Source organism: Streptomyces sp. CB00316 (assembly GCF_001905595.1).
Classification (GTDB): domain Bacteria; phylum Actinomycetota; class Actinomycetes; order Streptomycetales; family Streptomycetaceae; genus Streptomyces.
Genome location: NZ_LIXI01000020.1, coordinates 19988 through 40028 on the forward strand (window position 1 = coordinate 19988; position 20041 = coordinate 40028).

The window sequence follows — 20041 nt, forward strand, 5'->3', positions numbered from 1 at the left end:
GCGGTCGCCAACACCCGGCCGACCTTCGACACCCCCGCCGACCTGGAGGAGCTGTCACGGCCCGTCGTCCTCGCGGACGGCCCCGCCGCGCCCCGGCTGATCTTCGTCAGCGCTCCCGGCGCCACCGGCGGCGTCCACCAGTACGCCCGCATCGCGGCCCACTTCCGTGGCCGGCGGCAGGTCTGCGCGCTTCCTCTGATGGGTTTCGCGCCCGGCGAACTGCTGCCCGCCACCAGCGAGGCCGCGGCCCGGATCGTGGCCGAGAGCGCCCTGCACGCCAGCGACGGCGAGCCCTTCGTCCTGGTGGGGCACTCGACGGGCGGCTCACTGGCCTATCTCGCCGCGGGCGTGCTGGAGGAGACCTGGGGTGTCAAGCCCGAGGCGGTGATCCTGCTGGACACCGCGAGCATCCGCTACCAGCCGGGGGAGGGCAAGGACCTCGACAGGACCACGCGGTACTACCTGGCCGACATCGACTCGCCGTCGGTGACGCTGAACAGCGCCCGGCTCTCCGCGATGGCGCACTGGTTCATGGCGATGGTCGACATCGAGACGGCGCCCACCACCGCGCCCACGATGCTCGTCCGCTGCACGGAGTCGCTGGACGGCTTCCTGTTCGACACCGCGGGGGTCCCCGCCGACGACATCCGTGAGATCGAGGCCGACCACCTCTCCCTCGCCAAGGAACACTCCGCGCTGACCGCACGGACGATCGAGGAGTGGCTCGCCGGCCTGCCCGCCGCCGAGGCGTGACCCGCCCCGGCCGCGCCCCCCGCCAGCCGCGGAGAACAACAGCACGCACGCACCACCGTCCAGAGGAGAACCACGCCATGACCACGTCCCACGAGGTGCCGTCGCTCAAGGGAGTGCCGCCGACCGTGCTGCGGCTGAGTCCGCTGCTGCGCGAACTCCAGAGCCGCAGCCCCGTCTGCCGGGTCCGTACCCCCGCCGGTGACGAGGGGTGGCTGGTGACCCGGCACGCCGAGCTGAAGGAACTGCTCCGCGACGACCGGCTGGCCCGCGCGCACCCCGACCCGGCGAACGCCCCGCGCTATGTCCAGAACCCCTTCCTGGACATGCTGGTCAGCGACGACGCCGACGTGGCCCGGAAACTGCACACCGAGACCCGGGCCATGCTCACCCCGAACTTCTCGGCCCGGCGCGTTCTCGACATGATGCCGAAGGTCGAGGTCCTCGCGGAGGCGGTGCTGGAGAGCTTCACCGCCCAAGGTCCGGGCGCGGACCTGCACGGTGGGTTCTCCCTGCCGTTCTCCCTGGCCGTGCTGGGCGAGCTCATCGGCGTACCGCCCGAGGACCGGGGCCTGCTCGTCACCCTGCTGTCGCGGATGGGCGGCCTGGACGACCCGGACACCGTCCAGGGCGGGCAGCAGGACCTCTTCGGCTATCTCGTGGAGCTCGCCGGCCGCAAGCGGGCCGAGCCCGCCGACGACGTCATCTCGCGGCTCTGCGTGAAGGAACCCTCGGACGAACGCATCGGACCCGTCGCGGCGGGGGTGCTGTTCGCCGGGCTGGAAGCCGTCGCCAGCCACATCGACCTCGGGGTGATCCTCTTCGGCCTCCACCCCGAGCAGCGGGACGCGGCGCTGGGCGACCGCAAGCTGATGGCCGACGCCGTGGAGGAGATCCTGCGGTCCGCGAAGGCCGGCGGGTCGGTCCTGCCGCGCTACGCCACCGAGGACGTCGAGATCGGCGGGGTCACCATCCGCCTCGGGGACCTGGTCCTGCTCGACTTCACCCTCTCCAACTTCGACACCCAGGTCTTCGTCGACCCCGAGGTCTTCGACATCACCCGCTCGCCCAACCCGCACCTGACGTTCGGCCACGGCATGTGGCACTGCATCGGCGCCCCGCTCGCGCGCATGCAGTTGCAGACGGCGTACACCCTGCTCTTCACCCGGCTCCCCGCCCTGCGCCTCGCCCGCCCGGTCGAGGAACTGCAGGTGCTCGGGGGGCAGCTCTCTGCGGGCCTCACCGAGGTGCCCGTCACCTGGTAGCACCCGGCATCGCGAAGGGCTCCGCCCCCACCAGCGGTGGGGGCGGAGCCCTTCGCCATACGGCCCTCCTCAGTCCTCGTCGACGGTGATCGCCTGTCCCGGGCAGACGAGCTCCGCCTGCCGCGTGTCCGCCAGGGCCGTCTCGTCCGCCGGCTCCCCCAGCACCTGGACGATCCCGTGGCTATCCTGGTCGAAGACGCCGGGAGCCGACAGCACGCACTGTCCGGCCCCCACGCAGCGGTCGGTGTCCACGCTGATGCGCACCATCATTCCTCCGTCGATCGGCCCGCGGCCCTGCCGCCGCCCTGGCTCGTATGGCTACCGCTACCAGCGGACGGGCAGGGCGTGCAGCCCGTACAGCACCCCGTCGTACTTGAGCGGAAGTTCCTCAACCGGTACGGCCAGTTCCAGCGTCGGGATCCGCTCGAACAGCGTCCGGTAGGCGATGTCCATCTCGACCCTGACCAGGTTCTGCCCGAGGCACTGGTGCACCCCGTAGCCGAACGCCACGTGCGACCGGGCGGACCTGCTGGGGTCGAACTCGTCGGGACGCTCGAAGACGGTCCCGTCGTGGTTGGCCGCGGCGACCAGCGGGATGATCCCCTCGCCCGCCCTGATGAGCTGCCCGCCGATCTCCACGTCCTCGACGGCGACCCGGAAACAGACCAGATCCGCGACCGAGTAGTAGCGCAGCAGCTCCTCCACGGCCCGTTCGTCGCCGATCCACTGCGGATGGGAGAGGAGGGTGACCACACCGAGCCCGATGTTGTTCGCCGTCGTCTCGTGCCCGGCGATCAGCAGCAGCATCGCCACACCGGACAGCTCCTGTCTGCTGAGCGACCCCTCGGCCAGCAGCTGGCTGATCAGGTCGTCGCCCGGCCGCTTCTGCTTGACGGCGATCAGCCGGTTGAGATAGCGCAGCAGCGCCCTGGACGCGTCCTGCCGCTGCTCGTCCGTGGACGTGAGGGTGACCAGTACCCGGGTCTTCGTCTCGAAGAAGTCCCGGTCCGCGTTGGGCACCCCGAGCAGACTGGAGATCACCAGCGACGGCACGGACAGCGCGAAGTCCGCGATCAGGTCCGCGGTGTCGCCCGCCGCGAGCATCGCGTCGATGCGCTCGTCCACGATCTGCTGGATGGCCGGCCGCATCTCCCGCACCTTGCGGACGGTGAACTCGGGGATCAGCGTCTTGCGGAACCGCCCGTGCTCCGGCGGGTCCAGGGCCACGAACCAGCCGGGCACCTCGTCCTGGGACGGCACACCGCCGGTCTTCGCGGCCCGGGGGAAGCCGGGGTGCGAGGGGTTGGAGCTGATCCGGGTGTCGGTCAGCACCTTGCGTACGTCCTCGTGCCGCGTCACCAGCCACACGGGCACCCCGGAGGGCAGCGTGGTGCTCACCAGCCCGGTGCTCGCACGGAAGCCCTGGTACTCCGGAGGAGGAAAGGTCTGGCCGGGCCGCCGCAGCGGGAAGGCGACCGGACACCTGTCGACAGTTGTCATCTTCTCAGTTCCCTGGGGTTCGGACGCGGCTCAGGCGCCGTAGAACGTGCGGATCCTGTCGGTGACGAACTCCTGATCCTCCTGGGTGAGCCCGGTGTGGGTCGGGAGGTAGAAGCCGTCCTCGCTGAACCGGCTGGCGTTCAGCGAGGGCCACCGCGGGTCGAGGTACCCGGGCTGCCGGCTCATGGGCTTGAAGAAGAGCCGGGTCTCGATACCGTCCTCGGCGAGGAACTCCCGCAGTTCGGTGCGGCGTTCGGCCCGCAGGTCGTACATCCAGAGCACGTCGCGCGGAGGCATCAGGGTGATCTCGTCGATGCCGCTCAGCGCCTTGTCGTAGCGCCGCTCGATCTCCCGGCGCTTGTCCAGGATGGCGTCGAGCTGCTCGGTCTGCGCCAGGGCGACGGCCGCCTGCATGCTCGTCATACGGAAGTTGTAGGCCAGCTTCTTGTGCAGGAAGCTGTGGTCCTTCGTGAACGCCATCGCTCGCAGGTGCGCCATCTGCTCCGCGAGGTGCGGGTCGTCGGTCAGACAGACGCCTCCTTCGCCGGCAGTGATGATCTTGTTGGCGAAGAGGGAGAAGCAGGCGATGTCGGCGACCGGACGGACCCCGTGCGCCTCCGCGGAGTCCTCCACGACGCGCAGGTTGTACTCGTGGGCCAGATCCATGATCCGGTCCATGTCGCAGCGGCGGCCATAGACGTGCACCGGCATGATCACCTTGGTGCGCGGGGTGATCTTCTCCTCGATGAGCGCGACATCGATGTTGAGATCGTCCCCGCAGTCCACGAAGACGGGGGTGGCGCCGGTGTAGGTCACCGCCCACGCCGACGCGATCATTGTGAACTCGGGGACGATCACCTCGTCACCAGGGCCGACCCCGAGCGCCCGCAGCGCCAGCGTGAGCGCCGTCGTGCCGGACGAACACGCGACGCCGTACGCGGAGCCGTTGTAGGCGGCGAACGCCTCCTCGAACTTGCGGACGTAGGGCCCCTGTGACGAGATCCAGCCGCCGCTGACGGCGTCCGTCACGTATTCGAGCTCACGCTCGCCGAGCCAGGGCTTGGACACGGGCTGGGTGAATGACATGCAATGCCTCGATCAGTCGTTGGCGGAAGCGGCGGTGGAGGGCGCGGGCGGGATGACCGGCCCGGCTTCGGTGAGGGCGGGCAGGCCGAGAAGCAGGTCCGCAGCCGCGGCACGGCCGCCCGCGTCCCGCAGCAGTGAGGAGAAGTACTCCGCGCGCTTGCGGAAGGCGCTGTTGCCCAGCACCCGGGTCAGCTTGTCGTAGACGTCGTCCGGGTCGACGGTCTCCGGCCGGTCGAGCGTCAGGCTGACGCCGAAGTCCTGGCCCCGCACGGCCTGGTCGTCGCAGTCGACCCAGAGCGGGCGCACCACCAGCGGCTTTCCGAAGTACAGCCCCTCGTGGTAGCCGTTGCCACCCGCGTGGGTGAAGAACACGTCGACCTTGGGGTGCGCCAGCACGTCCAGTTGGGAGGGGACCCACGCCTCGATCCGCAGGTTGTCCGGCAACTGCTCGGGCGGGGGCAGTAGTTCCTGCTGCTCCGCGGGGAGCTTCCACAGGACGGAGCGCCCGCCCTCCAGCCGGCGGGTCACCTCCACCAGCGCGCCGACCTGCTCGCGGGTCAGCCGGGTGATCGTGCCGAACCCCATGTAGACCACGGACTTCTGGCCGTCGAGCCACTCGGACAGACCACCGTCGTCCGGAGCCTGCGGAAGCGGCGGCACCATGGCGCCGACCAGGCGCACCTTCTCCGGCATCGGGAACGGGTAGTCCAGCTCGGGCACCGAGTAGCAGAGCACCATCTCGGCGTGGTCGATCCTGGCCATCATCTGACGCGCCTCGGGAGCGATCCCCAGCTCCGTGCGGATCCGGTTGTCCTCCTCGACCACCTTGCGCATCGAGGAGTTCATGAACATGCCCAGCGTGCGCAACCGGAACAGCTGGTTCTCCGCCCGCTGCGCGTACGTCATGTCGCGAGGCAGCCCGGAGTGCGGCACCGGGAAGCCGCTCGGCGTGTACGACTTGGCGAACGGCACGTGCGAGGTGAGGACGTTGCTCGGCACGAACGGCACGCCGAGCACGAACGGAATGCCTTTCGTGATCGCCAGCTCGTACCCGAACTGACACATCGATTCGACGACCATCAGAGCCGGCCGCACCTCCTCGACCACCGCTTCGAGACGCCGGTACTTCTCGACCCGGGACTCCGGTGCGAAGGAGTGCTTGATGACCGCGCGGTGCGCCTTGAAACGCGAGCGCTGGGTCACCTCACGGTAGGTCTCGTCGTCCCAGGTGACCGCCGACATCTGCGGCACCACATCACCCAGCGACGCGAACTCGACCGGTGTCTTCACCGAGGCCGCACCGATTTCCGCGCGGGCCTTTTCGTCGGTCGCGAACCACAGGTCCTCCACGCCGCGACGGGACAATTCCTGGGCGAGCACCAGCAGTGGGTTGAGAAGACCGCTTTCGGCATAGCTGACGAACAGGACAGGCCGCCGAATCGAGCCCATGGGCAACACCCTCCGGAAGTGGCGGCCCCAACGGCCCGCGCCACAGGTACCCACACGGCGGGTCGCCGGGTGGCTGCCCCGCATGCGTGGAAGCGGAGCAGTTACTTGGTCTCACGCCACGTTCCGGAGAATCCCTAGTCTTCCGCCGGGGACTCTCGAATTCCTTAGGGAAATGTACAGCGCCCGCCGCCATACGATCCGGCACGGAGAGCTGTTCCGTAGCCCCACCTTTCCCCCAGGAGCGTGCGACGTCATGACGATCGGAGCCGACGAAGACCCGGTAGTGGTCGTCGGGATGGCATGCCGCTACCCGGGCGGCGTGCGCTCCCCCGAGGAGCTGTGGGACCTGGTCCTCACGGGCCGTGACGCGATCTCCGGCTTCCCCGCGGACCGCGGCTGGGACCTGGACGCCCTGGCCGGCGACGGCCCGGGGCGCAGCGTGCCCCGCGAGGGCGGATTCCTGTACGGGGCCGCCGACTTCGACGCCGCGTTCTTCGGCATGTCCCCACGCGAGGCGGTCTCCACGGACCCCCAGCAGCGACTGGTGCTCGAAACCGCGTGGGAGGCGTTCGAACGCGCGGGCATCGACCCGCACAGCCTGAACGGCAGCAGCACGGGCGTGTTCGTCGGCACCAACGGGCAGGACTACGCCCTCGTCGCCGACCGCTCCCCGCAGGACATGGCGGGCCACGCCGTGACCGGCCTCTCGCCCGGTGTCGCCTCCGGGCGGCTCGCCTACACCCTCGGCCTCGAAGGCCCGGCGGTCACCGTCGACACCACCTCGTCCTCCTCGCTGGTCGCGCTGCACTGGGCGGCCCGCTCCCTGCGCGCGGGGGAGTGCTCGACGGCCGTCGCGGGCGGCGCCACGGTGATGTCCACCCCCGCGGGCTTCGTCGGCCACTCCCGGCAGGGCGGCCTGGCCCCCGACGGGCGGTGCAAGGCGTTCTCCGACGCGGCGGACGGCACCGCCTGGGCCGAGGGTGTCGGCATGGTCGTACTGGAACGGCTTTCCGACGCCCGTGCGCGCGGGCACGCCGTGCTCGCCGTCCTCCGCGGCAGCGCCGTCAACCAGGACGGCGCGTCCAACGGACTGACCTCCCCGAGCGGACCGGCGCAGGAGCGGGTGATCCGGCAGGCCCTGGCCGACGCGGGACTCACCGGAGCCGACATCGACCTGGTCGAGGCCCACGGCACGGGCACGAGGCTCGGCGACCCGATCGAGGCACACGCCCTGCAGGCCGTGTACGGGCAGGACCGGGCCCCCGGCAACCCGCTGCGGTTCGGCTCCCTCAAGTCCAACATCGGGCACACCCAGGCGGCTGCCGGAGTGGCGGGCCTCATCAAGACGGTGATGGCCCTGCGGCACGGACTGATGCCGCGCACCCTCCACGTCGACAAGCGGACCGGCGAGGTGGACTGGCACGACGGTGCCGTCGAGCTGCTGACCGAACCGGTGCCCTGGCACCCCGAGGGCCGCCCGAGGCGGGCCGGGGTGTCCTCCTTCGGCGTCAGCGGCACCAACGCGCACGTCATCGTGGAGCAGGCCCCCGACGAGACGGTGACGCCCGCCCCCGAACCCGCCGTCGTGCCCGCGGTGGTTCCCTGGCCGGTCTCGGCCAACACCGAGCAGGCACTGACGGACCAACTGAACCGGCTGACCGGCTTCGTGGCGCGTGACCCCGCCCCCGACGCCCTCGACGTCGGCTACTCCCTGGCGACGGGGCGGGCCGCACTGCGGCACCGAGCGGTCCTGCTCGCGGACGGGCAGCGGGTGTCCCGGGCGGCCCGCTCCGAGGCCGGCGCCGGAACCGTCGCGGTCCTCTTTCCCGGCCAGGGCAGCCAGCGCCTGGGCATGGGCCGGGAACTGTACGGACGCTTCCCGGTCTTCGCCCGCGCGCTCGACACCGTACTGAACGAGCTGGACCAGCACCTCGACGGCCCGCTGCGCGCTGTCCTGTGGGGTGAGGACCCCGGCCCGCTGAACAGCACGGGGTGGACACAGCCCGCGCTCTTCGCCGTCGAGACGGCCCTGTACCGGCTGGTGGAATCCCTCGGCGTCCGCCCCGCCGTGGTGGGCGGCCACTCGGTCGGCGAGATCACTGCGGCCCACGTCGCGGGGGTCCTCACCCTGGCCGACGCCTGCCGCCTGGTCGCCGCTCGCGCCGGGCTCATGCAGGCCCTGCCGGCCGGCGGTGCCATGGTGGCCGTGGAGGCCACCGAGGCCGAGCTGGCCCCCCTGCTCGACGGCCGCGAGGACGAGGTCTCCCTCGCCGCGGTCAACGGACCCCGGTCCGTGGTGGTCGCGGGCGACGAGAGCACCACCCTGGAGATCACCGCCCACTTCGCCGGGCAGGGCCGCAGGACCAGCCGGCTGCCCGTCTCCCACGCCTTCCACTCGCCGCTGATGGAGCCGATGCTCGCGGACTTCCGGAGCGTCGTCGCGACACTCACCTTCCACGAGCCGGACATGACCGTCCTGTCCAACCTCACCGGCCGGCCCGCGGGCGCCGAACTGCGCACCCCCGACTACTGGGTCCGGCACGTGCGCCACAGCGTGCGGTTCGCCGACGGCATCGGGGCGCTGCGGGGCGAGAACGTGGACGTGCTGCTGGAGCTGGGCCCCGGGAGCGTCCTGTCCGCGATGGCCAGGGAGGGCCTCGGGGACACCAGCGCCGACGGCGACGCCGTCCGGCCCCTGACCGTCGTCCCCGCCCTGCGCAAGGACCGCCCGGAGGAGGCCGCACTCGTCACCGCGCTCGGCCTGCTGTACGCCGAAGGCGTCCCGGTCGACTGGCGGGTCTTCTTCGCCGGCACGGGAGCCCGGCGGATCGACCTGCCCACCTACGCCTTCCAGCACGAACGCCACTGGCCGGCCCCGCCCGCCGGGCCGGCCGACGGCGGCACGGCCGCCACCGGGCATCCCCTGCTCGGCGCGAGCCTCGAACTCGCCGACGGGGGCGGCCTGGTGTGCACCGGGACGCTCTCCGTCCGCACCCAGCCGTGGCTGGCGCACCACGCGGTCGCCGGACGGATCACGCTGCCGGGGTCCGCCCTGCTGGAAGCCGTGGTCCGGGCAGGCGACGAGGCCGGCTGCGACCGGGTCGAGGAACTGGCCCTCACCCGGCCCTTGGCCCTTCCCGACCACGGCGCGGTACGGCTCCAGGTCCGCGTCGGGGCCGGGGACGGCATCGGACGGCGCTTCGTCACCGTCCACTCACGGCCGGAAGGCGCCACCGGCGAGCCCTGGACCGAACACGCCACGGGGTACCTCGCCCCCGGCGCCCTGGAGCCGGACACCCGCCCGGCGCCGGGCCCCGGGGCGGACGTGTGGCCGCCGGAGGACGCCGAACAGGTCGCTCTGGACGGTCACTACGAGCGGCTCGCCGATCAGGGCCTCGACTACGGCCCGGTCTTCCGGGGGCTGCGGGCGCTGTGGAGGAGGGGCGACCAGACCTTCGCCGAGGTCGCCCTGCCGACGGAGACGGCCGACGCGCCGGCGTACGGACTCCACCCCGCCCTGCTGGACGCCGCACGGCACGCGGCCATGGCGGAGCGCACCGGTGTCCCGGACCTCTGGCGGGACGTGGTCCTGCGTGCACGGGGTGCCACCGCCCTGCGCGTACGGATCGACCCCGTCGAGGACACGGCCGGCACGGTACTGCGGCTGACGGCGACCGACCGCAGCGGCGCCCCCGTGCTCACCGCCGACGCTCTGCGCGTCCGCCCCCTGACCGCCGAGGAACTGCGGCCCGCTCCGGTGACGAGCCCGCACAGGACGCCCCCGCCGTCCGGCGGACCCCGCACCACGGGGCCGTCGGCGACCGCGCCGGGCGCGCCCGGCTCCGGTGCCGTCACTCCGCTCAAACAGCTCGACGGGGTGCCCCCCGCGAAACGGGACCGCCATCTGCTGGACCTGGTGCGCGCCGAGACGGCCGCCGTCCTCGGCCACGGCACCCCGGACTCCGTCGGAGCCCACCACGCCTTCAAGGAGCTGGGCCTCGACTCGCTCGCGGGCGTCGAACTCCGCGACCGGCTCATCGCCCTCACCGGTCGCCGGCTGCCCAGCACACTCGTCTTCAACTACCCGACGCCCGCCCTGATCGCCGGCTACCTCGCGACGGTGCTCACCCCACCGGACGCCTCCGCGGCCGGCTCCGTCGACGACGAACTCGCCCGATTCGAGGCCGTCGTCCACGCCGTACCGTCGGACGGTTCCGAACGCCAGGTGATCGCCGACCGCCTGGAAAGACTCCTTTCCGCCCTTCGGCAGCCCTCGCCCTCCCCGGCGCACGGGCCTGGCGAGGACATCGACACGGTGTCGGTCGACAGACTGCTCGACATCATCGATGAAGAGTTCGAAACCACGTAAAGAACTGCTGCTTTCGCTCGCGACCCGATGATGATGAGGACGGACCGGTGCCAGAAGACCAGCAGGACAAAGTAGTCGACTACCTGAGGCGAGTGACGTCCGATCTCCGTCGTGCACGCCAGCGCATCGGCGAGATGGAACTGAGGGAGAACGAGCCGATCGCCATCGTCGGAATGGGTTGTAGACTGCCCGGCGGTGTGCGCTCCCCGGAAGCTCTCTGGGAACTCGTCGAATCCGGCGGGGACGCCATATCCGGATTTCCCGCGGACCGCGGCTGGGACCTCGACCGGCTCACCGGGGACGGCGAAGGAAACAGCGCAACGCACGAAGGGGGATTCCTCTACGAGGCAGCGGAATTCGACGCCGAATTCTTCGGAATATCGCCGCGCGAAGCGCTCGCCATGGACCCCCAGCAGCGGCTGCTGCTCGAAGTGACCTGGGAGGCACTGGAGCGGTCCGGCATCGCCCCGACGGCACTGCGCGGCAGCAGGGCGGGCGTCTTCGTGGGCGCCTACCACTGGGGTGCGCCCTCGGCGGCGGCCGGCACGGAACTCCACGGGCACGCGCTGACCGGCACCGCCGCCAGCGTGCTCTCGGGACGCCTCGCCTACACGCTCGGCCTCGAAGGCCCGGCCATCACCGTCGACACCGCCTGCTCCTCCTCCCTGGTGGCACTGCACGTCGCGGCCCAGTCGCTGCGCAGCGGCGAGTCCTCACTCGCCGTCGTCGGCGGCGTCACGGTCCTCAGCGAGCCCTCCGTCTTCGTCGAGTTCAGCAAGCAGGGCGGCCTGGCCCCCGACGGCCGCTGCAAGGCCTTCTCCGACGACGCGGACGGCACGGGCTGGGGCGAAGGCGTCGGCGTGCTCGTCGCGGAGCGCCTCTCCGACGCGGTCCGCAACGGCCACCAGGTGCTCGCGGTGCTGCGGTCGTCCGCCGTCAACCAGGACGGCGCGTCCAACGGCCTCACAGCTCCCAACGGCCCCTCGCAGGAACGCGTCGTACGTCAGGCCCTGGCCAACGCCGGCCTGTCGGGCGGCGAGGTGGACGCGGTGGAGGCGCACGGTACGGGTACCCGGCTGGGCGACCCGATCGAGGCGCAGGCGCTGCTGGCCACCTACGGCCAGGGCCGTGAGGAGGGGCACCCGCTGTGGCTGGGGTCCCTCAAGTCGAACATCGGGCACACCCAGGCCGCCGCCGGGGTCGCGGGCGTCATCAAGATGGTCATGGCCCTGCGCAACGGCGTGCTGCCCCGAACGCTCCACTCCGAGAAGCCGTCCTCGCAGGTCGAGTGGGACTCCGGCGCGGTTCGCCTGCTCACCGAATCCGTCGCCTGGCCGGAGAGGGGACGGCCGCGCAGGTGCGCGGTGTCCTCCTTCGGGATCAGCGGCACCAACGCCCACGCCCTGCTGGAGCAGGCCCCGGAGCCCGCCGAGCCGCAGGAGCCCGTACCGGCCGCCCCCTGTGCCGAAGCCGCCACCGTCCCGTGGGTGTTCTCGGGCCGCGGCGAGGCAGCGGTGCGTGACGGGGCCAGGGCCCTCGTGGAGATGCTCGGGGCCGCACCCGGGACGCGTCCGGCCGACGTCGGCCACTCCCTGGTCGCCTCGCGCTCGCTCTTCGAGCACCGGGCGGTCGTGATCGGAGCCGGACGCGAGGAACTCCTCGCCACGACCACCGCGTTGGGCTCCGGAGCACCCGGGACCGGCCTGGTCCGGGGTGTGGCTGATGTGGAGGGGCGGACGGTGTTCGTGTTTCCGGGTCAGGGTTCGCAGTGGGTGGGGATGGGTGCGCGGCTGTTGGAGGAGTCGCCGGTGTTCGCGGAGCGTGTGGCGGAGTGTGCGGCGGTGTTGGGTGAGTTCACCGGTTGGTCGTTGGTGGATGTGTTGCGTGGTGTTGAGGGTGCTCCGTCGTTGGAGCGGGTGGATGTGGTGCAGCCGGCGTCGTTCGCGGTGATGGTGTCGTTGGCGGCTGTGTGGCGTTCGTGTGGTGTGGTGCCGGATGCGGTGGTGGGGCATTCGCAGGGGGAGATCGCGGCGGCGGTGGTGTCGGGTGCGTTGTCCCTTGAGGATGGTGCGCGGGTGGTGGCGTTGCGGAGTCGGGCGATCGGCCGGGTGTTGGCGGGTCGTGGCGGCATGATGTCGGTTCCGCTTCCGTTGGAGGAGGTGGAGGGTCGTCTGGGGGTGTGGTCGGGGCGGGTGTCGGTGGCTGCGGTCAACGGTCCGCGTTCGGTGGTGGTGTCGGGTGAGCCGGAGGCGCTGGATGAGCTGTCGGCGGTGTTGTCGGCCGAGGGGGTGCGGGTGCGGCGGGTCGCGGTGGATTACGCGTCGCATTCGGTGCAGGTGGAGCGTCTTCGTGATGAGCTGGCGGGGGTGTTGGCGCCGGTTGTTCCGCGGGTGGGTGAGGTTCCGTTCTTCTCGACGGTGACGGGTGGGTGGCTGGATACGCGGGAGATGGACGGTGGTTACTGGTTCCGTAATCTGCGGGGGCGGGTGTTGTTCGCGGATGCGGTCGAGGGTTTGCTGGCGGAGGGGTATCGGGCGTTTGTCGAGGTGAGTTCGCATCCGGTGTTGACGATGCCGGTGCAGGACATGATCGACCGGGTCGGGGAGCCGGGTGTGGTGGCCGGTACTCTGCGGCGGGAGCAGGACAGTGTGGCGCGTTTCCTGCGTTCGGCCGCTGAGGTCTTCGTGCGTGGGGTCGACGTCGACTGGGCGGGGGTCTTCGCGGGTACCGGTGCCCGGCGGGTCGACCTGCCCACCTACCCCTTCCAGCACGAGCGTTTCTGGAACATCCCGGCCGTCATCGACCGGGTCGACGCCATCGATCCGCAGGACGCGGAGTTCTGGACCGCCGTCGAACGGGAGGACCTCGCCGCCCTGGCCACGACGCTGCGGACGGACGAGAACGCGATCGCCGCAGTACTGCCCGCCCTCTCCGCCTGGCGCCGCACCCGCAGCGACCGCTCCGCCATCGACTCCTGGCGCTACCGGGTGACCTGGTCACCGGTGGCGAAGGTCCCGCAGAGCACCCTCACGGGGACCTGGCTGGTGGTCAGCGCCGCAGGCGTCGACGACAGCGAGGCCACCGGCCTGCTGACCGGAGCGGGCGCCGAGGTCACCCGCCTCGTCCTGGACGAGGCCTGCACGGACCGCGCGGTCCTCGCCGAACGGCTCGCCGACGCGGGCGAGTTCACCGGCATCGTCTCCGTGCTCGCCGCCGCCGAGGAGCGCGGCACCCGCCATCCGGGCCTCACCCTCGGCCTCGCACTCACCGTCTCCCTGGTCCAGGCCCTCGGCGACGCCGGAGTCGTCGCCCCGCTGTGGTTCCTCACCCGGGGCGCGGTCTCCACCGGTCCGGGCGACCCGCTGACCCACCCGGCGCAGGCACAGGTCGCCGGAGTCGGCTGGACCACGGCCGTGGAACACCCGCAGCGCTGGGGCGGGGTCGTCGACCTCCCGCCGGTGTTCGACCGCCGCGCCGCCGGACGCGTGGTGTCCGCGCTCGCGGGCGCGCTCGGTGACGAGGACCAGCTCGCCGTACGCCCCTCCGGGATCTTCACCCGCCGCGTCGTCCGCGCCCCGGCCGCGCGAGAGGGTCGCGCCCGCGCCTGGACTCCGCGCGGTACGACCCTGGTCACCGGAGGATCCGGAACCCTCGCCCCCGGCCTCGCCCGCTGGCTCGCCGAGCAGGGCGCCGACCATGTGGTGCTCGCCAGCCGCCGGGGCGCCGAGGCGCCCGGCGCCGCCGAACTCGTCGCGGAACTCGCCGAGTCCGGCACCGAGGCCGCCGCCGTCGCCTGCGACGTGACCGACCGCGCCGCGCTCGCCGCGCTCCTCGCGGACCTCAAGGCGGACGGACGCTCCGTACGCACCGTCGTCCACACCGCCGCCGTCATGGAGCTGTACACCCTGGCCGAGACCACGATGGAGTCCTTCGCCGACGTCGTGCACGCCAAGGTGACCGGGGCCCAGCACCTCGACGAACTCCTCGACGACGACGAGCTCGACGACCTGATCCTCTACTCCTCCACCGCCGGCATGTGGGGCAGCGGGCACCACGCGGCCTACGTGGCGGGCAACGCCTACCTCTCCGCTCTCGCCGTGCACCGGCGGGCCCGCGGTCTGCGCACCACCTCCGTGCACTGGGGCAAGTGGCCCGACGACGCCGAACGCGAACGGGCCGACCCGCACCACATCCGCCGCAGCGGACTCGCCCACCTGGACCCGCAGCTCGCCCTGCGCGGGCTGGGCCGGGCCCTCGACGACGACGAGACCGTCATCGGACTCGCGGACATCGACTGGGACACCTACTATCCGGTCTTCACCGCCGGCCGCCCCACCCGCCTGTTCGACGAGGTGCCCGAGGTCGCCCGCCAACTCGCCCCCGCCACCGGACCGGCGGCCGCCCGACCGGCGACGAGCGACCTCGCCGCACGGCTGAACGGCCTGGAAGGCCCCGAGCAGGACCGGCTCCTGCTCACCCTCGTCCGCACCGAGGCGGCCGCCGTCCTCGGGCACGACTCCGCCGAGTCCTTCCCCGAGCGGCGCGCCTTCCGCGACGCCGGCTTCGACTCGGTGACCGCGGTGGACCTGCGCAACCGCATCGTCGCGGCCACGGGTCTGACGCTCCCCTCGACCATGGTCTTCGACCACCCCAGCCCCGTGGCGCTGGCCGCCTTCCTGAAGACCGTCGCCCTCGGCGGCGGCACCGAAGCCGAGACGGCCGCGCGCACCGTCCCCACCGGACCGGGGGCCGACGACGACCCGATCGCCATCATCGGCATGAGCTGCCGCTACCCCGGCGGTGTGAGCTCGCCCGAGGAGCTGATCAGGTTCGCCCTGGACGGCGCCGACGCGATCACCGAGTTCCCCTCCGACCGCCACTGGGACGCCCGGGGCCTCTACGACCCCGACCCCGACCGGCAGGGCCGGACCTACTCAGTCCGCGGCGGGTTCCTGCACGACGCGGCGGAGTTCGACCCCGCGTTCTTCGGCATCTCGCCGCGCGAGGCCCTGTCCATGGACCCGCAGCAGCGCCTGCTCCTGGAGACCTCCTGGGAGGCGTTCGAGCGCGCCGGGATCGACCTGGAGACGCTCCGGGGCACCACCGCCGGCACCTTCATCGGCGCCAGCTACCAGGACTACTCGACGAGCGTGCAGAACGGCGCCGAGGGCTCCGAGGTCCACATGGTCACCGGTACGGCGGCCAGCGTGCTGTCCGGCAGGGTGTCCTACCTGTACGGATTCGAGGGCCCCGCGGTCACCGTCGACACCGCCTGCTCCTCCTCCCTGGTCGCGATGCACCTGGCCTGCCAGTCCCTGCGCAGCGGGGAGAGCTCACTCGCCCTGGCGGGCGGCGCGGCCGTCATGGGCACCCCGCACGCCTTCGTCGGCTTCAGCCGGCAGCGCGCCCTCGCGCTCGACGGCCGCTGCAAGCCGTTCTCCGACGACGCCGACGGAATGACCCTCGCCGAGGGCGTCGGCCTCGTCCTGCTGGAGCGCCTCTCCGACGCCCGCCGCAACGGCCACCGCGTCCTCGCGGTCGTCCGCGGCTCGGCGATCAACCAGGACGGCGCGTCCAACGGCCTCACCGCCCCCAACGGCCCCTCCCAGCAGCAGGTCATCCGCCAGGCCCTGGCCGACGCCGGTCTGTCGGGCGGCGAGGTGGACGCGGTGGAGGCGCACGGTACGGGTACCCGGCTGGGCGACCCGATCGAGGCGCAGGCGCTGCTGGCCACCTACGGCCAGGGCCGTGAGGAGGGGCACCCGCTGTGGCTGGGGTCCCTCAAGTCGAACATCGGGCACACCCAGGCCGCCGCCGGGGTCGCGGGCGTCATCAAGATGGTCATGGCCATGTCCGAGGGGGTGCTGCCCGCTACCCTCCACACCACCACCCCCTCCACGCACGTCGACTGGACCGCCGGAGCGGTGGAACTCCTCACCGCGCGGACCGACTGGCCGGACACCGACCGCCCTCGACGGGCCGGCGTGTCGTCCTTCGGGATCAGCGGCACCAACGCCCACCTGATCCTCGAACAGGCCGGCCCGGACAGCCGCACCGACGAGCACCGGGACCCCGGCGACGACCACCTCGTGCCGTGGCCGGTCTCGGCCAGGTCCGGCCCGGCCCTGCGCGCCCAGGCCGCCCGGCTGCTCGCCCTCACCGACGCCGATCCGGACCTTTCGCCCGCACGGGTGGGCCGGTCCCTCGCCACGACCCGCACGGTCTTCGACCACCGCGCGGTCCTGCTCGGCCGTACCCGGGACGACTTCCGGCACTGCCTCGAAGCACTCGCCACCGGCCGCAGCGCGCCCGGAGTCGTGCACGGCACCCCGGGCGAAGGCTCCCGCGGGCCCGTGTTCGTCTTCCCCGGCCAGGGCTCCCAGTGGTGGGGCATGGGCCGCGAACTGCTGGCGGAGTCGCCGGTGTTCAAGGAGGCCGTGGACGCCTGCGCCGTCGCCCTCGCCCCGTACACCGACTGGTCGCTGCACGACGTCCTGGCCGGGGACGGAGACCCGGAGCTGCTCGAACGTGTCGACGTCGTCCAGCCCGCCCTGTTCTCGATGATGGTCGCCCTGACGGCCCTCTGGCGTTCGTACGGCGTCGAGCCGTCCGCGGTAGTGGGCCACTCGCAGGGCGAGATCGCCGCCGCCCACGTGGCGGGCGCGCTCAGCCTGGAGGACGCCGCCGCCGTCGTCGCCCTCCGCAGCCAGGCACTGCCCCGGCTCTCCGGCCTCGGCGGGATGATGTCCGTCGCGGCGCCCGTCGAGCGGGTGACCGCACTGCTGGAACCCTGGGGCGACCTGCTTTCCGTCGCCGCCGTGAACGGCCCGTCCTCGGTGATCGTCTCCGGTGACGCCGCGGCACTGGACGAACTGCTCGCCGCCTGCACGCGGGAGGACGTCCGGGCCCGCAAGGTGGCCGTGGACTACGCCTCGCACGGCCCGCACGTCGAGGCCGTGCGCGAGGAACTGTCCCGCGTCCTCGCCCCGGTGCGCTCGACGGTGCCGCGCGTGCCGTTCTACTCGACGGTGACCGGCGCCCGGCTGACCGGGGCCGCCTTCGACGGCGACTACTGGTACACCAACCTGCGCACGACGGTCCGCATGGAGGAGGCGACCCGGGCGCTGCTGGCGGACGGGCACCGCGTCTTCGTCGAGGTGAGCCCCCACCCCGTGCTGGCCGCCTCCGTCCAGGAGACCCAGGAGACGGTGGAGGAGGCCGTCGCCGAGTCCGCGGTGGTGCTCGGCACCCTACGCCGCGACGAGGGCGGCCTCCGCCGCTTCCTCACCTCGCTCGCCGAGGCACACGCCAACGGGACGACGGTGGACTGGACCTCGGCGTTCCCGGCCGGATCCGAGACCCCCGTCGACCTGCCCACGTACGCCTTCCAGCGCCGCGCCTTCTGGCCCGAGCCCCGGCCCGCGGACGCCCCCGCCGCGTCCGGCGGGGGCGACGGCGCGGACGCCGCGTTCTGGGAGCTCGTCGAGAAGGAGGACCTGGAGACCCTGGCCGACGAACTCGGCGTCGGCGCGGACGCCGCGCGCTCCTCGCTCGGCGCCGTACTGCCCGCCCTGTCGACCTGGCGGGCCAGGGAGCGCGAGCGCTCGGCCGTCAACGCCTGGCGCTACCGCGTCGACTGGTCCCGGCTGAACGAACCGAACGCCGCCCCGCCGGGCCGCTGGCTCGCCGTCCTCCCGGCCGGCCGCGAGGACGACCCCTGGATCTCCGCCGTGCTCGCCGCACTCGGACCGGACACCGTCCACCTGGAGGCCGAGAACGGGCCGGGCGGCACGGACCGCACCGGCTGGGCCAAGAGGATCGCGGACATCGCCGAGGAAGGACCGGAGTTCACCGGCGTACTGTCCCTGCTGGCCCCCGTGGAGGAGCGCCTGCCGGACCACCCCTCGGTGCCCGCAGGGCTGGCCCTGACCCTCACTCTCGTCCAGGCGCTGGGCGACGCCGGACTCCGCACCCCGCTGTGGTGCGTCACCAGGGGCGCCGTGTCCGTCGGCACGGACGACCGGCTCGCCCGGCCCGTCCAGGGCGCGCTGTGGGGACTCGGCCGCGTGGCCGCCCTGGAGCACCCCGACCGCTGGGGCGGCCTCATCGACCTCCCCGACGTGCTGGACGATCGCGCCGCCGCCCGGCTCGCCGGCGTACTGGCGGCCCCCGGTGGCGAGGACCAGATCGCCCTCCGTCCGTCAGGGCTCTACGGCCGCCGCCTCACGCACGCGGCCCCCACGGCCGAGCGGCCCGAGCGGCGCTGGCAGGGCAGGGGCACGACCCTGATCACCGGCGGCACCGGCGGAATCGGAGGCCGGGTCGCCCGCTGGATGGTCGAACGCGGTGCCGCACACGTCGTACTGACCAGCCGCCGAGGCGAGGACGCCCCCGGGGCTGCCGAGCTCCGCGCCGAACTGGAAGGGCTCGGCGCCCGGGTCACCGTCGCCGCCTGCGACGCCGCCGACCGCGACGCGCTGGCCGGTGTGCTCGCCGCCGTCCCCGCCGGCCTCCCGCTGACATCCGTCTTCCACGCCGCCGGTGTGGCGGAGGGCGACGACACCGTGGACGCCCTGACCCTCGACCGGCTGGACGCGCTGATGCGCTCCAAGCTGACGGCCGCCCTCCATCTGCACGAACTGACCGGCGATCTCGACCTGGACGCCTTCGTGCTGTTCTCCTCGGGCGCCGCGACCTGGGGAAGCGGCGGCCAGCCCGGTTACGCCGCGGCCAACGCCTTCCTCGACGCCCTGGCCCAACACCGCAGGGCGCAGGGGCTCACCGCGGCGTCCGTCGCCTGGGGAACCTGGGCCGAGGTCGGCATGGCCACGGTCGACGAGGTCCACGAACGGCTGCGGCGCCAGGGCGTCATGCCCATGGAACCGCCGCTGGCGCTCGCCGCGCTCCAGCGGATGCTGGAGGACGACGACACGGCGCTCACCGTGACGCTCATGGACTGGGAACGCTTCACCCCGAGCTTCACCGCGACCCGGCCGAGCCCGTTGCTCTCCCGGATCCCGGAGGCGGTCCGGGCACTGGCCGCCGGGGACGGCGCACCGGCCGACGACGACGGGTCCGCCGTCCCGCCGCTCAGGCGGCGCCTCGACGCCCTGCCCACCGCGGAACGTGACCGCGCCCTGCTCGAAGCGGTCCGCACGGAAGCCTCCGCGACCCTCGGTCACGACGCGGCGGAGGCCATCCCCGCCGCCCGTGCCTTCCGCGACGTCGGCTTCGACTCCGTCACGGCCGTAGAACTGCGCAACCGCCTGCGGACGGCCCTGGGCCTGCCGCTGCCGGCGGCCCTGGTCTTCGACCACCCCACCCCGGCCGCTCTCGCCCAGCACATCGGCTCCCTGCTCTTCGGAGCCGCCCAGGGACCGGCCGGGACCGACCGGTCCGACGACCCCGACGCGGAGATCCGCGACGCGCTCGCCGCCATTCCCATCAGCCGACTCCGCAGGGCGGGACTCCTGGACATGGTGCTCGAACTCGCCGCCGACGACACCGCCGACGCGGCCCCCCGGGCGGCCGGGGCCGAGGAATCGCTCGACGACATGGACGCCGAAAGCCTGCTGCGGCTCGCGACCGAGATGTAGTGCCCTCCCGGCGGCGTACGTCCTGC

Annotated in this window: 5 protein-coding genes and 3 pseudogenes; 4 read left to right on the forward strand and 4 right to left on the reverse strand. The window is 72.6% G+C overall.

Annotated elements, in window-relative coordinates:
- Positions 1–123: 123 nt before the first annotated feature.
- Both AMK21_RS37265 and AMK21_RS33080 read left to right on the forward strand, forming a co-directional pair.
- Positions 124–753, forward strand: a pseudogene (locus AMK21_RS37265) (alpha/beta fold hydrolase); the annotation flags it as partial.
- Between the two features lie 77 nt (positions 754–830).
- Positions 831–2015 carry a cytochrome P450 gene (locus AMK21_RS33080; RefSeq protein ID WP_073882846.1) on the forward strand — a complete coding sequence of 395 codons (1185 nt, stop codon included), beginning with the start codon at positions 831–833 and terminating at the stop codon, positions 2013–2015.
- A 69-nt stretch (positions 2016–2084) separates the two neighbouring features.
- Here the strand turns inward: AMK21_RS33080 and AMK21_RS33085 are convergent, their stop codons facing one another.
- The 4 genes from AMK21_RS33085 to AMK21_RS33100 are packed head-to-tail and all read right to left on the reverse strand — an operon-like array spanning position 2085 to position 6050.
- Positions 2085–2285 (reverse strand): ferredoxin, encoded by a 201-nt coding sequence (locus AMK21_RS33085; protein WP_251052665.1) that lies wholly within the window; start codon positions 2283–2285, stop codon positions 2085–2087.
- Between the two features lie 54 nt (positions 2286–2339).
- Positions 2340–3515: a cytochrome P450 gene (locus AMK21_RS33090; RefSeq protein ID WP_073882847.1), complete on the reverse strand. Its 1176-nt coding sequence runs from the start codon at positions 3513–3515 to the stop codon at positions 2340–2342.
- 30 nt (positions 3516–3545) lie between these two features.
- Positions 3546–4601 carry a DegT/DnrJ/EryC1/StrS family aminotransferase gene (locus tag AMK21_RS33095; RefSeq protein ID WP_073882848.1) on the reverse strand — a complete coding sequence of 352 codons (1056 nt, stop codon included), beginning with the start codon at positions 4599–4601 and terminating at the stop codon, positions 3546–3548.
- A gap of 12 nt (positions 4602–4613) precedes the next feature.
- Positions 4614–6050, reverse strand: a complete 1437-nt coding sequence (locus AMK21_RS33100) for a glycosyltransferase (RefSeq protein WP_073882849.1) — start codon at positions 6048–6050, stop codon at positions 4614–4616.
- Between the two features lie 259 nt (positions 6051–6309).
- Here AMK21_RS33100 and AMK21_RS33105 point away from each other — a divergent pair.
- Positions 6310–10419: pseudogene (locus AMK21_RS33105) on the forward strand (type I polyketide synthase); the annotation flags it as partial.
- Positions 10420–10493: 74 nt separating this feature from the next.
- Positions 10494–20015 (forward strand): annotated as a pseudogene (locus AMK21_RS35225) (type I polyketide synthase); the annotation flags it as partial.
- Between the last annotated feature and the right edge of the window lie 26 nt (positions 20016–20041).

What these genes read in the sequence shown, in the direction of transcription:
- AMK21_RS33080 (WP_073882846.1), top strand. Translation starts at nt 831, where the DNA reads ATGACCACGTCCCACGAGGTGCCGTCGCTCAAGGGAGTGCCGCCGACC.
- AMK21_RS33085 (WP_251052665.1), bottom strand. Translation starts at nt 2,285, where the DNA reads ATGATGGTGCGCATCAGCGTGGACACCGACCGCTGCGTGGGGGCCGGA.
- AMK21_RS33090 (WP_073882847.1), bottom strand. Translation starts at nt 3,515, where the DNA reads ATGACAACTGTCGACAGGTGTCCGGTCGCCTTCCCGCTGCGGCGGCCC.
- AMK21_RS33095 (WP_073882848.1), bottom strand. Translation starts at nt 4,601, where the DNA reads ATGTCATTCACCCAGCCCGTGTCCAAGCCCTGGCTCGGCGAGCGTGAG.
- AMK21_RS33100 (WP_073882849.1), bottom strand. Translation starts at nt 6,050, where the DNA reads ATGGGCTCGATTCGGCGGCCTGTCCTGTTCGTCAGCTATGCCGAAAGC.